This is a genomic window from Afipia dichlorophenoxyacetatis (genome assembly GCF_055386385.1).
Genome location: NZ_AP029250.1, coordinates 1 through 13358, shown reverse-complemented (window position 1 = coordinate 13358; position 13358 = coordinate 1). Strand labels below are relative to the sequence as shown.

At 59.0% G+C, this 13358-nt stretch carries 12 protein-coding genes and 1 pseudogene; 1 reads left to right on the top strand and 12 read right to left on the bottom strand.

Annotated elements, in window-relative coordinates; all coding sequences use genetic code 11:
* Positions 1 to 110 precede the first annotated feature (110 nt).
* From ACZ5C3_RS00065 to ACZ5C3_RS00050, 4 genes are read right to left on the bottom strand one after another with little or no spacing between them, the layout of a single operon-like run.
* Positions 111 to 395 carry a YiaA/YiaB family inner membrane protein gene (locus ACZ5C3_RS00065; protein WP_464034332.1) on the bottom strand — a complete coding sequence of 95 codons (285 nt, stop codon included), beginning with the start codon at positions 393 to 395 and terminating at the stop codon, positions 111 to 113.
* Between the two features lie 16 nt (positions 396 to 411).
* Complete coding sequence (locus ACZ5C3_RS00060) at positions 412 to 861, bottom strand: hypothetical protein (RefSeq protein ID WP_464034331.1); 450 nt, start codon at positions 859 to 861, stop codon at positions 412 to 414.
* Complete coding sequence (locus tag ACZ5C3_RS00055; protein WP_464034329.1) at positions 812 to 1105, bottom strand: PspA/IM30 family protein; 294 nt, start codon at positions 1103 to 1105, stop codon at positions 812 to 814. The genes ACZ5C3_RS00060 and ACZ5C3_RS00055 overlap by 50 nt, the downstream gene beginning before the upstream one ends.
* A gap of 9 nt (positions 1106 to 1114) precedes the next feature.
* Positions 1115 to 1357: a hypothetical protein gene (locus ACZ5C3_RS00050; RefSeq protein ID WP_464034328.1), complete on the bottom strand. Its 243-nt coding sequence runs from the start codon at positions 1355 to 1357 to the stop codon at positions 1115 to 1117.
* A gap of 60 nt (positions 1358 to 1417) precedes the next feature.
* Here ACZ5C3_RS00050 and ACZ5C3_RS00045 point away from each other — a divergent pair, with 60 nt between their 5' ends.
* Positions 1418 to 2035, top strand: a complete 618-nt coding sequence (locus ACZ5C3_RS00045) for a TetR/AcrR family transcriptional regulator (protein ID WP_464034327.1) — start codon at positions 1418 to 1420, stop codon at positions 2033 to 2035.
* Here ACZ5C3_RS00045 and ACZ5C3_RS00040 read toward each other — a convergent pair.
* The 8 genes and pseudogenes from ACZ5C3_RS00040 to dnaA form a co-directional block, all read right to left on the bottom strand.
* Positions 2030 to 3121: an NAD(P)H-dependent flavin oxidoreductase gene (locus ACZ5C3_RS00040; RefSeq protein ID WP_464034325.1), complete on the bottom strand. Its 1092-nt coding sequence runs from the start codon at positions 3119 to 3121 to the stop codon at positions 2030 to 2032. The genes ACZ5C3_RS00045 and ACZ5C3_RS00040 overlap by 6 nt on opposite strands.
* Before the next feature lie 45 nt (positions 3122 to 3166).
* On the bottom strand, positions 3167 to 3880 hold the full coding sequence (locus ACZ5C3_RS00035) for an SDR family NAD(P)-dependent oxidoreductase (RefSeq protein ID WP_464034323.1): 714 nt from the start codon (positions 3878 to 3880) through the stop codon (positions 3167 to 3169).
* 115 nt (positions 3881 to 3995) lie between these two features.
* Positions 3996 to 4769, bottom strand: a pseudogene (locus ACZ5C3_RS00030) (response regulator).
* A gap of 389 nt (positions 4770 to 5158) precedes the next feature.
* Entirely contained in the window at positions 5159 to 5635 is a 477-nt protein-coding gene (locus ACZ5C3_RS00025) for a helix-turn-helix domain-containing protein (RefSeq protein ID WP_464044406.1), read from the bottom strand.
* 836 nt (positions 5636 to 6471) lie between these two features.
* Complete coding sequence (gyrB, locus tag ACZ5C3_RS00020; RefSeq protein WP_464044405.1) at positions 6472 to 8913, bottom strand: DNA topoisomerase (ATP-hydrolyzing) subunit B; 2442 nt, start codon at positions 8911 to 8913, stop codon at positions 6472 to 6474.
* Between the two features lie 291 nt (positions 8914 to 9204).
* Positions 9205 to 10344 (bottom strand): DNA replication/repair protein RecF, encoded by a 1140-nt coding sequence (gene recF / locus ACZ5C3_RS00015; protein WP_464034317.1) that lies wholly within the window; start codon positions 10342 to 10344, stop codon positions 9205 to 9207.
* A gap of 124 nt (positions 10345 to 10468) precedes the next feature.
* Positions 10469 to 11587, bottom strand: a complete 1119-nt coding sequence (gene dnaN / locus ACZ5C3_RS00010) for a DNA polymerase III subunit beta (protein WP_464034316.1) — start codon at positions 11585 to 11587, stop codon at positions 10469 to 10471.
* A 228-nt stretch (positions 11588 to 11815) separates the two neighbouring features.
* Complete coding sequence (dnaA, locus tag ACZ5C3_RS00005) at positions 11816 to 13258, bottom strand: chromosomal replication initiator protein DnaA (protein WP_464034315.1); 1443 nt, start codon at positions 13256 to 13258, stop codon at positions 11816 to 11818.
* Positions 13259 to 13358 lie beyond the last annotated feature (100 nt).

Genomic DNA, 13358 nt, shown 5'->3' with positions numbered 1-13358 from the left:
AGGTTCTAAGAACTTTCGTCAATAACCGGCTAATCCCACTTGGTGCGGCTAGCCGGCTGAATAAAAAGGGGAATCGACATCTTTGTAGACGTCGGCTCCAACCCGCGCGTTCAAACCTGTGCGTCGGAACGCAGCAATTTCTCGGTGCGGGCCTCCTGGATGCGATTGAACATCCGTCCCGCTTCGTGCACATCACGAACGTTCTTGGATACGGTGAAACACGATTGAACCACCATCACCAAGCCCATTGCGAAATAGCCGCGGACCCACCAGTCGAGTGGGAGATAGGCGATCCCGCCGCCGACCATCAGCAGAGAGCCTGCGAGAGAAAGGTAGGAGAACGTAACCCAGGCATTGGTGGGGCGCTCGACATGCGGAAGATTTTCCATGGACATGATAAGTGATTCCTTGTCAGTTTTCGGTTGAATGAGCGAATTCGACGGAAGGCGTGCTGGAAGCCATGAGGCGAAGCCGGGTCATGACGTCGGAGGGACGAACGACAGTCGGGGCGCCGAAGCCGAGATCGGACATTTGCTCGATCAATTGATCGGCGGGCGACGCCATCTCTTCGCGGATTGCTTTGGCGTTATGGTTATCAGACTCGATACGAGCGAGCGTATCTTCCGCCTCGGCAAACCGATCGAGCCCCGTTGTGGAATTGGGCGCAACTGAATTCAGTGCAGCCCCGACGCGGGCAAGCCGCCGGCCTCGGTCGAGATCCGCCAGACGACGACGCTGAGCATCGACCTCACGGCGAGCGAGTACGACTTCCGCGGTGAAGCGCAGTGACGCGTTATGCGATGCCTCGATTTCAGTCGCGAGGGCCGCGATCGCCAGAGGCTGCGATCGCCAGGTCTTCACGATTGCTTTTAACGGAAAGCACAGCCCGGTGCTCGAGATCGGTGACTTTCTGCATCAGGCTGGTCCGTCGCCGCTCTTCTCGCTCTTCTTCGGCGATGGCAACCGCGAGCGCGCGTCTTGCCGAAACACGCGCTGCGCCGGCGGCATTGATAGAGCGATCCAGGCTGGACAGCGTTGGACGTTCGCTCCCGCGGATCATCGTTGTGAAAAGGTCGGTCAACAGCGTGACGAAGTGTTGCAGCATGCTAGCCTCTCACGAGAGTTGATTGAGAGACTTGAGCGTCGTGAAGACGCTGAGGATGCCAAATGCGTCTCGGCCTAGGCGGGCATCAAGCGTTTGGCGGCGCGACAGCTTGCGGCCGAACCGGATCTTGGTGTTGCGGCTGGGCTGTTTGGAAAGAACACCGGCGACATCGACTGACGCCGCAAGGCGATCGATGGGACCCATAAAAAACGCGCGGATCGAGAGGCGGACCTTTGAAAGAAAATCTTGCATTGTCGTTATCTCCCAGGCATGAACGTTGTTCAATCGAACGCGGCAATGGATAGTTCCGAAATGAACAATGTTCAAGCGAAATTTCAGCCGAATCCCAAAAAAAGTGGGCGGCGGGACGAACTCATTGAAACGACGAAGGTTTTGATTGCCGAGCGGGGGTTGAGAGCGCTGAAAGTCAGGGACGTCGCCACTGCAGCAGGATGTGCGCTTGGCAGCATCTACAACGACTTTGGCGACTTCGATGGCCTCATTCTGGAGGTCAGCCGGGACACTGTGCGCAATCTGACAAGGGCGCTATCAGAAGCGGACGACGCGTCTCCGGTCCGGCATCTGCACCGCCTCGCCGAGGGATATCTGGATTACGCGACATCGCATCCAAATCTGTTGCGGGCGCTTTTTGAGCATCGCATGGAGGACGACAAACCGTTCCCGCAGGACCTGCTCGATATGGTCCAAACCGCATTCGCGCTGATGTACAAGCCGCTGAGTGTGCTTCTGCCGGACCTGCCTCACGAGCAGGTCGCGATGCTGGCGAAGACGATGTTCTCCGCTGTGCACGGCATCATTTCACTTGGCCTCGAAGAAAGACTAGTTGCCGTCCCGCCAGAGATGTTGCGAATCCAGCTATCGCAATTCGTCACCACGCATTTGGCAGGACTCGGCATCCGCGAATCATGAGCTTGATGGCGGCATCGATTGACACCTGCGCGCCTGATGCGGGCTCGACAACCATCTTGTCAGCTCTGCGGCTGAAAGCTCTGGGCTCAGGGATGCAGCCTGGCCGCACCACAACGGCATGAAGTCCGTACATCCATGCGGTTCAGTTGCTGCCCGCAGCGGAGCAAGCGGAGCCAGGACGAGAGGAAAGGCTGGTACGTCCTTCGCGATTGGACCAAGCTCTCGAACGATCCGCGTTTCGCGAACGCGAGCCGGTCGCCCGGTCAAGACATTCGTGAGCAGAGTCTGTTCTGGTCGAGCAGTTCTTATCACCTCCCGGTACAAAGGAGAGACATTTGCCTCCTCACAGAAGAGAAAGGCGGTGCCGACCTGAACCGCCGATGCGCCTAATGCGAATGCCGCGGCAACCCCTCTGGGATCGCCAATGCCTCCTGCCGCGATGACCGGAACTTTCACAGCATCGACAACTTGCGGCACCAGGGCCATTGTCCCGACCTGCGCATCGACGTCGTCGTGAAGAAACGTACCTCGATGTCCGCCTGCTTCAAGCCCTTGAGCAATGATGGCGTCGCAACCAGCCCCCTCAAGCCACCGTGCCTCTTCGACCGTGGTTGCTGAGGACACGACTTTCGCACCGGTTTTACGCACACGTTCCAGAAGGTGCTCGGGCGGGAGGCCAAAGTGAAAGCTGACGACCTCTGGTCTGATGTCTTCCAGGAGTGCACAATGATCACCCCCGAATACTGGAAAGGGATTGCGAAGGGGATTTGGATCGAAGGCGACGCCGAGCTCGGCATAGTAGGGCTTCAAGCGCTGAACCCAGCCATCCTCGCGCGTCGGATCTACCTCCGGCGATTCATGGCAAAGGAAATTGACATTGATGGGTTTCGATGTCCGCCGTCGTATCTCGGAGACTATATTTCGAGTCTCTTCCGCGCTCAGATGGGAGGCGGGAAGCGACCCAAGTCCACCCGCTTCGGCAACTCCGATAATCATCTCAGCCGTAACAATGCCCAGCATCGGCGCCTGGATGATCGGCAATTCAATTCTAAACAGTTCGGGGATTGGTCGAGGATAGCTGCTCATTTTCTTTCCTCGCGCGACTTGATTGATTAGCCCTTGATGGGATCATCACCGTCCTGCGTTGGCACCGCCATCGACATGCAAGATCTCTCCAGTCGTGAACGGCGCATTCTCAAGATAGAGAACCGCGTCGACGATCTCCTGAATGTCTCCCATGCGGCCCATTGGATGTAGCGCTGCAAGGAAGGCGTGCGTGTCGCTCGAATGCATGGGCGTGCGGATCGCTCCAGGAGCCACCGCATTCACTCGGATACCTTTGTCCGCATATTCGATGGCGAGCGCCCGCGTGACGGCGTTGACCCCGCCCTTGGTGATCGCGGTTAGAGCCGCCGGCACGCTCTTCAATGGCTGCTCGGCCACGAGACTAGAGGTAATATTGACGATATGTCCGCTGGCGCGATGAAGCATCTCAGCTATCGCCTTCTGTGAGACGTGAAAGAAGCCGCCCAGGTTGACCTGTAAGAGCGTCGTAAATTCGCTCTCGGTGTAGTCCGTAAAGGGCTTAGGCAGGAAGGCGCCCGCATTGTTAATCAGCGTGTCCACGTGTCCGAAGCGATCTTTCGCCGTTTCGATGACCCGCGCAGCTATTTCGGGTTGCGAAATATCTCCGGAAACTTCGACCAGATTTGGCTGGCCTGTGGTCGCGACCTTTCGTGAACAAGCAACAACGCGGTAGCCTCTGGCGAGGAATTGCTTGACTATTCCGGCGCCAATTCCCTGAGACGCGCCCGTTACGATGGCAACTTTATCTACTGAACTCATTATGCCGCCTTGCTGAAATGGACCAAAAATCCTTGGGTATGAGTTTGGAAATTTCTCCGAGAGTCGTCTTGGCGTTTTCGGACACAGGCTTCAGCTTTCTGTGACCGCTGCTTCCTTAGAACGGGTCGACCGGCAAGACGAAGACGAAGACGAAGACGTAGCCGACGCCGCGTTCGGTCTTGATGATGCGCGGCGCGCTTGGGTCAATCTCCAGCTTGCGTCTGAGACGTAGAACCTGAACGTCGATACCTCGGTCGAAAACATCTTCGTAAATTCTCGTCGCTTGCAGCAACTGCTCGCGTGAGAGCGGTCATTGTGGTGCTTCGAGGAAGGCGATGAGCAGAACGTATTCGCCCTTGGTCAGTGAAACGGGATTGCCTCTCGGATCGAGCAGGCCCCGTATGCGACGGTCGAGCTGCCAGCCGCCGAACCTGAATCCACCACGTTCCGGGTTGCGCGCGCGGGTGACCTCGCCGATTTTGTGCCGTCTGAGCACGGCCCGCGCGCGCGCGAGCAATTCGCTCGGGCCAAACGGCTTGGTCACAAAATCGTCAGCCCCAAGTTCGAGGGCGACGACGCGATCGGTCTCGTCGCATGGGGCGCTGGTGGTGACGATGATCGGCACGTCGGAACGGGATCGGATGTCCCTGAGCAGAACAAGGCCGTCGCTTTGGCTTGCGTGCAGGTCGAGAATAATCAGGTTTAGATTGCTGCTGGCGAAATGCCGGTTGAGCTCGTGCCCGCGGGCCATGGCACACGCTGGCATATTGTTCTCCTCGAAGAAGGTGGCGAGCAACTGCCGCATCGTCGGGTCGTTCTCGATGAAGAGGACATAGCCTGTATTGCTGGTGACGACGCGCAGGCCGTTATCGTTTTGATTCTGGATCAAGGGTGAAGGGCTCAGCCGCTGCGTCCGCAGACCGTTTTGTTTTCATGGGATCCTGTTCAGCAAGGTCAACGAGGGGCCACTTGAAGTCGCGCGCCATCGTGAGATTTGTTACGAGCCGAACTGTTTCTTATTTTCGGAGAAGCGGTTGATCGCCCGGTAGCGGACGTTCATGACCAATGACAAAGCGGCAAGTCGAGCAGGCGGATGATGAATGTGAGTGTCTGCGGGAAAGGGCGGGACTATTCTCGTGGCGATCCCGTGAAACGCACCCGTGGCTACAACTTCTTTTATAAGACGCCGCATCATATTGTTTTCCCTGAAATCAACCAAATCCGGCCTAGCTTGATGACGTTTTCATAACCGGGTCTTGGCGAATTCGGACACCTGCTTCAACTCTTCGCGAGGAAACGATCCGTGGCGTGCTGGATGATGAGATTTGCTTCATCCATCGCTGCTGCGCCAATGCGAAGCGCGCGCGTGCAGAAATCGGTCGGCGATTCACCAACGATGTCCTGAAATTCGCGGATGAGGTGTGCCTGGTCAGTCAACCCGCAAGCATGAGCGACCTGTGCCCAGGATAGGCCGCTTTGTCGCTCCGCGAGGATTTTTTGAAAGCGTGCGAGGCGCGCAAATCGCTTCGGACTGACGCCAAAAGTGGCATTGAAGATGCGCGAAAGTTGACGCGGATTAGAGGCCAGCTTTTCAGCAAGGGAGTGCATCTGCATCGTTGGATCTTGCCTGAGATGCAGCGCTGCGCGGTTGGCGAGGTTGTCGATACGAGGACGGAGACGTCGAAGCAGAAAAGATTGGATACCGGCAATCCGCTCCGCACCTGTGCGTGCCGCCGCAAGCTGTTCGTCACACATGGCCACTTCCAGAGCGCCAAATAAATCTCCAAGATGGAAATTGGCGTTTGCAAACTCCTTGAGCGGAGCTTTGACGATGCGGCTCGCTGCGTCAGGCCTAAGACAAACAATGATGACGCCAAGTGCGCCCGTGGGTCGCAGGGTTACGGCATGCGACTGAATGTGGGTAGCGCATTTCGTCGGTAGGCGTCCCGTGCGCTGATGGATTGTCGCTGGTTTTCGATATTGACCGATCAAGTGGAGAGAGGTGCCCGGGGCGCACTTGATTGTGATCGTCCTTGCAAAGTCCTCGTCCGGAATATCACAATCCCAAATGGCCTCGATAATATCGGAATACGATGTTGAACGAAAACATCTCAGTTTGCCAATGCCTTGCGCCGGTGCCTCTGCACGGACGTCAATGGAATACTCGACGACATTCATGCCAGCAAAACACTCCCGCAAACAGGTTCAGCAACCAGCCATGAACGTCTGCCGGAAATATTGGGCAAATTAAGATATGCAATACTGAGCGAGCTACGACTGACCGACAAGAATACGAACAGCGGACCTATAGTCGATCGTCCATTTCCGGTAGCAACGATTTTTTCTGAATTTGTTCACGGATCACAGAGTGTCAGCTTCACGGACAAGCAGCTTCTGCGAACGTTGAGCGGTGACACAGAGCCGCAAGAGTTATTGCTCGTGCCACGGGACCTTCAGATTTGGCGAGACCGCTCGCCGTAAGGCTGATCGCGCTGAGCGTCGCTTGCTGATGCTTTGCTTGAGCCCACCGGGAGATGATGAGCCCGCAGCCTTCCGCAATCTCTATAGGTCTGTCCAGACTGCGGACAAGCTCACACGTCCACGTTGGCGTCGAGCGAGTTGTCCTGAATGAACTCGCGGCGCGGCTCGACAATGTCGCCCATCAGCTTGGTAAAGATGTCGTCGGCGGCGTCGACTTCCTTGACCTTCACTTGCAGCAGCGAGCGCGCGTTGACGTCGAGTGTCGTTTCCCACAATTGGCCAGGGTTCATCTCGCCGAGACCTTTGTAACGCTGATAGCTGACACCCTTGCGGCCAGTCTCAGTCACAGCTTCGAACAGTGTGACGGGGCCGTGGATCGGCGTTTCGGTGTCTTTGCGGCGAAGCATGGCGCTGCGCGGATAAGCTTCCTGCAATGTCACGGCATACTCATCGAGTTTGCGTGCTTCGGCGGAGCCGAGCAGAGCATCGTCGATGACGGCGACATCCTTGACGCCGCGGACCGTGCGCTCGAAGAAGTATCCTTCACCTTCGGTAAACCGACCGATCCAACCGCGCTCCACCTCATCGGCCAACGCATCGAGACGCTTGGCGATGTAGTCAGCGGCGGCCGTGGCCGTCTCGGTGTTACCGACGACGCTTGGGCTCAACACACCTGCGATCGCGGCTTGTTCGACGACTTCGCGATTGTAACGGCTATGCAGGCTGTTGAGGACACCGCGGATCACGCGTGCATCATCCACCAGCGCCTGAAGGTCGCGTCCGCTACGATCCTCGCCGGAGGCCAGTTTGAGAACGCAATCATCAAGCCCGGTCTCGATCAGGTAATCTTCCATCGCGCGCTCGTCCTTGAGGTACTGCTCGGACTTGCCGCGGGTCACCTTGAAGAGCGGTGGCTGCGCGATGTAGAGATGACCGGCTTCGATCAATTGCGGCATCTGGCGGAAGAAGAACGTCAGCAGCAGCGTACGAATATGCGCGCCGTCGACGTCGGCGTCGGTCATGACGATAATCTTATGGTAACGCAGCTTCGAAAGATCGAAGTCCTCGCGGCCGATACCCGTGCCGAGCGCCGTGATCAGCGTGCCGATCTGTTCGCTCGAGAGCATCTTGTCGAAGCGTGCGCGCTCGACATTGAGGATTTTGCCGCGCAGCGGCAGCACCGCCTGGAATTCGCGATTGCGGCCCTGCTTTGCGGAGCCACCTGCCGAGTCACCTTCGACGATGAACAGTTCGGATTTGGCGGGATCGCGCTCCTGGCAATCGGCGAGTTTGCCGGGCAGGGAAGCGATATCGAGAGCGCCCTTGCGGCGCGTCAGTTCACGGGCCTTGCGCGCGGCTTCACGCGCCGTAGCTGCCTCGACGACCTTGCCGACGATGGTCTTGGCCTCAGAGGGGTGTTCCTCGAACCAAGCCGCCAACGATTCGTTGAGGACATTCTCGACAACGGGGCGCACTTCGGACGAAACCAGCTTGTCTTTGGTCTGCGACGAGAATTTTGGATCCGGCACCTTTACCGAAAGAACAGCTGTAAGGCCCTCGCGGCAATCGTCGCCGGTGAGCGCGATCTTTTCCTTCTTCGCCATGGCATCGGCGTAGCTCGTCACCTGGCGCGTCAACGCGCCACGGAAGCCCGCAAGATGAGTGCCACCGTCTCGCTGGGGGATGTTGTTGGTGAAGCACAGCACGTTCTCGTGGTAGCTGTCGTTCCACCACATCGCGACTTCGACGGTGATGCCGTTTTGTTCGGCACGCATCACGATCGGCTCCGTGACCACAGGCTTCTTGTTGCGGTCGAGATATTTGACGAACGCCTCGACACCGCCTTCGTAATGCAACTCCTCGCGCCTCTCGACGGCATGGCGCATGTCGGAGAGCAAGATGTTGACGCCGGAATTCAGGAAGGCGAGCTCGCGCAGGCGATGCTCCAGCGTGGCGAAATCGTACTCGACAATCTTGAAGGTTTCAGTCGAAGCCAGGAAGGTGACCTCGGTGCCGCGCTTGCCATTCGCATCGCCGACGACCTTGAGCGGCGCGACGACATCGCCGTGCGCGAATTCGACGTAATGCTCCTTATTGTCGCGCCAGATGCGCAGCTCCAGCTTGCTCGACAGTGCGTTGACAACAGAGACGCCGACGCCGTGCAGACCGCCGGAAACCTTGTAGGAATTCTGGTCGAACTTACCGCCGGCGTGAAGCTGGGTCATGATGACTTCGGCTGCCGAGATGCCTTCACCCTTGTGGATGTCGGTCGGAATGCCGCGGCCGTCATCGCGCACAGTCACCGAGTTGTCGGGATTGAGAATCACGTCAACGCGCGTCGCGTGTCCAGCAAGTGCTTCGTCGATCGCGTTGTCGACGACTTCATAGACCATGTGGTGCAAGCCGGAGCCGTCATCGGTATCACCGATATACATGCCGGGGCGCTTGCGCACCGCATCGAGGCCCTTCAATACCCTGATCGATTCCGCACCGTATTCCGCGCCTGAGGATGGCGCTGGTTCGGCGCTGGCTTGCCGGGCTGGTTCACTCATATTGGGGCCTTTGAAGGTAGGTCGAATCAGGTCGCGCAAACGCGTCCAAGAACGTCGATTTGTGCCATGAAATCAGGTGGCCGCATAGGGCAAACTAGCGCCAGCCAAGTCTTTGAATAAATGGGATTTTTTAATCGATTTTCAAGCCCGGAAACGGCCTTTTGCGGGCGGCTGCGAAAGCATGATTCGAGGGCTGAGTTTTGGGCGTTTTGCAGGCGCGATTTGGCTTCGTATTAGCCCTCGCGGACGCCTGTCATTCGTCGATCGTGCGTGGCACAGCCAGATGGTCGGCTATGCGCGGCGCGTTACGCGTCCACCATCGACATCGAAAATATCGGCATCGATGCCCACGTTCGCGAAAGCCACCGGATCAGCACCTGTCAGCCAGACCTGTGCGCCGAGCTTCGCCAGTTCGGTGAAGAGCGCTGACCGCCGGTTCGGGTCGAGATGGGCGACGACTTCGTCGAGCAGCAACAGTGGAGTGATGCCGGTCATCTCGGCCACAAGATTGGCGTGGGCGAGGACAAGGCCGATCAGCAGCGCTTTTTGTTCGCCGGTAGAGGCGTCGCGGGCCGGCATGTTTTTCGGCGCATAGATCACCTGCAGATCCGTCAAATGAGGTCCGTTGAGCGTCCGGCCGGCGGCAGCGTCCTTCAGGCGGCTTTCACGCAGGATCTCACGGTAGCGATCTTCTACTGCGGTGGCCGTTTCGGTCAGAAGTGCGTTTTCCATCCAGCCATCGAGGGCGATCAGTGCGGATGGAAAAGCCGACTGACTGCCACGCACGGCCAGCATTGCTGCGAGCCGTTGCAGGGTCTGGCCGCGTTGTGCGGCAACGGCGACGGCGAGTTCCGCGGTCTCTCGCTCAATCGCCTCACACCAGTGGGGATCGAAGTTGCGATCTTCCAGCAGCCGGTTACGCGAGCGCAGCGAGCGATCCAGCGCCGACACGCGGCTTGAATGTTCGCTGTCGAGGGCGAGCACGAGGCGGTCGAAGAACCGGCGCCGCTCCGATGCTGCGCCCATGAACAGTCCGTCCATGGCGGGCGTCAGCCACACCATGCGCAGATATTCGCCAAAGGCCGTGGCCGAGGGTACGGGCTCACGATCGATGCGGCAGCGGCGGGTTGATGACGCGCCTTCGGAGGATGGCGCGTCAATCCCGGTGCCGAGCGTCGAGAGGCCGAGTTCGCCCTCGACCATTGCTGATACCGCCCATGAGCCGTCGCCCTGGATATCGGCGACGTCGTCCAGCGTGGCGCGGCGCAGGCCGCGGCCCGGGGAGAGGAATGAAATCGCTTCCAGGCAATTGGTTTTACCCGCGCCGTTGGCGCCCACCAGCACCACAACGTTGCTGTCCGTCTCCAGGCTGGCCGCACGATAGTTGCGGAAATGTGTGAGGCTGAGGCGCAGGATGCGGGAGATTGTCATCGATCAAGAACTCTGTGGCCGTAAAGCCGGCAGCTACGTCCTGAGATGCTCCCAAAGACGTGGATGGCCGGGACAGGCCCGGCCACAACGCAATCTAATCAGCGGGGATGGGAACAGAAAGCCCTCACACCCGCATCGGCATCAGCACGTAGAGCGCGCCTTTGGTGTCCTTGTCCTGCACCAGCGTCGGTGAGCCAGGATCGGCAAGGCGGAGCACGGCCACCTCGCCTTCGATCTGGGCGGCAATGTCGAGCAGATAGCGCGAGTTGAAGCCGATATCGAGCGCGTCGGAGGCGTATTCCACCTCGAGCTCTTCGGTTGCGCTGCCCGAGTCTGGATTGGTGACGGACAGCACCAGCTTGCCTGGAGCGAGTGACAGTTTCACCGCGCGGCCGCGCTCGCTCGAAATGGTCGAAACGCGGTCCACCGCAGCCTCGAAGTCCTTCTTGTCGACCAGGAGCTGCTTGTCGTTGTTCTGCGGAATGACGCGGCCGTAGTCCGGGAAGGTGCCGTCGATCAGCTTCGAGGTCAGCACCACGTCAGCGATGGTGAAACGGATCTTGCCCTGCGAGAGCTCTATCTTGAGCTCCTCATCGTTATTTTCAATCAGACGCTGAACTTCACCCACTGTCTTCCGAGGCACGATAACGCCGGGCATGCCGTCAGCACTCTGGGGCAACGGCAGATCGACCTGCGCGAGACGGTGGCCATCAGTCGCGACAGCGCGGAGCGTTGCGTCCTTCGCTGTGCCTGCGGCGTGCAGATAAATGCCGTTGAGGTAGTAGCGGGTTTCTTCCGTCGAAATCGCGAACTGCGTACGGTCGATCAGGCGCTTCATATCCGACGCGGCGAGCGAGAAGGCGTGCGTCATGTCGCCGGCCGCGAGATCCGGGAAGTCGCTCTCCGGCAAGGTTTGCAGTGTGAAGCGCGAACGGCCGGCGCGGATCGCGAGAACCGATCTATCGCCATCGGCTTCCAGCATGATTTGCGATCCGTCGGGCAGCTTGCGCACGATGTCGTAGAACATGTGGGCTGGCACCGTGGTCGACCCGGCAGTGCCGGTCTCCGCGGCCAGCGTTTCGGTCACTTCGAGATCGAGGTCAGTGGCCTTCAGACTGAGGCGCGATTTTTCGGCGCGGATCAGCACATTGCCCAGGATCGGAATCGTGTTGCGCCGCTCCACGACGCGATGGACGTGACCTAGCGATTTCAGGAGTTGTGCACGCTCGACGGTAACTTTCATGACAAATCCGCCCGATCCCAAGCAAGTGTCTGCGCGTCTGGCCGCAAAACCGTGTCCCCTTTGCGGAAGACGCGCGATGGAGATGCCGGACGGAGGACCCGCCACGGCGACTGACGCCCATGGCCCAGCCAAAAGTTATTTTGGCCGGGTCCATGGGGGACCGCAAGGTGACGTGGATAAGGGCGAAGCGCAAGGGCGAGGAGGCCCTAACTGCGCGTTTCCCCTTTGTTATTCCTGAAGCTGGCGCTTCAGGAGCTCGACTTCATCGGACAGTGTCAGGTCCTTCGAGACCAGGGATTCGATCTTGCGCACCGCATGGAGCACGGTGGTGTGGTCCCGCCCGCCAAACCGGCGGCCGATTTCCGGCAGCGACCGCAGTGTCAGGGTCTTGGCCAGATACATCGCGACCTGACGTGGACGAACCACATTGGCAGTGCGCCGCGACGACAGCAGGTCCGACCGGCTGACATTGTATTGACGGGCGACGACCCTTTGAATGTCCTCGATCTTGACCCGCTTCGGCTCCTGCGGACGGACCAGATCACGAACTTCGCGCTCCGCCATTTCCAGCGTCACCGGAGTGGCGTTGAGCTTGCTATGGGCAAGCAGGCGGTTGATCGCGCCTTCGAGGTCACGGCCGTTATGCGTAATGGTCTTCGCTAGATACTCCAGCACGGGAGCCGGAACATCGAAGGTCGCATGATGCACCCTCGCGGCCGTGACGCGCGATTTCAGAATCTCGAGCCGAAGCTCCTCGCCGAGCGAGCCCATCTCGACCACGAGTCCGCCGGCCAGGCGCGAGCGCACCCGGTCATCCAGGCTTTCCAGATCTGACGGCGGACGGTCGGCCGCGATCACGACCTGACGTCCGGCGTCGATCAGGGCGTTGAGCGTGTGGCAGAACTCCGACTGGGTCGATTTGCCCTGGAGGAATTGCAGGTCGTCGATCACCAGCACGTCGATGCCACGCAATGCTTCCTTGAATGCCAGCGCCGTTTGCGATTTCAGCGCGGCGACAAAGCCGTACATGAATTTTTCGGCGGTCAGATACAGCACCTTGCGATCGGAGCTCGAATTGCCCGCCCACGCGACTGCCTGCAGCAAGTGGGTCTTACCCAGACCAACGCCTGCGTGGATATAGAGGGGATTGAACATCACGGGATCGCCGTGACGGCCTTCCGCAACTTGACGTGCAGCTGCCAGCGCCAGCGTGTTGGAACGGCCCATCACGAACGTCGAGAATGTCAGGCGCGGATCGAGCGGCGAGCCGCCGAGCGCATCGTGACTTGCGGACACCGGAACGGTCGCGTTGGCGCGCAGTTCGGGTGCGGGTCGATTGTCAGTGCGCTCAAAACGGCGCTCCTCGACCACTGTCGGTTTGATGTCCTTCGCCGGGGCCGGTGCACGTACCGCGCTGCGCACGGTGACGTCTACACGGCTGACTTCGGGCAGTTCGGCCTGCCAGCAGCTGAGCACGCGCTCTGCATAATGAGCTTGAATCCAGCTCTTCAGAAACTTGGTGGGAACCGACAGATGCACACTGTCGTCCTGAATGCGCTCGAGATCCATTCGTGCAAACCAGCTGGTGTAGACATCTTCACCGACGTTGGTCCGCAGGCGTCCCTTTACTCGGTTCCAGTGATTTTGTTCGTTGTTTGCGACGTCTGTCATTTGAGCTCTGACTTTTCTAGTTGAATTGGTTTTTCATTGCCGGTGTTTTTTTCCCGACGGCGGTTCCGTCGTTCGCAGACAGCACATCGTTCGGCAGAAC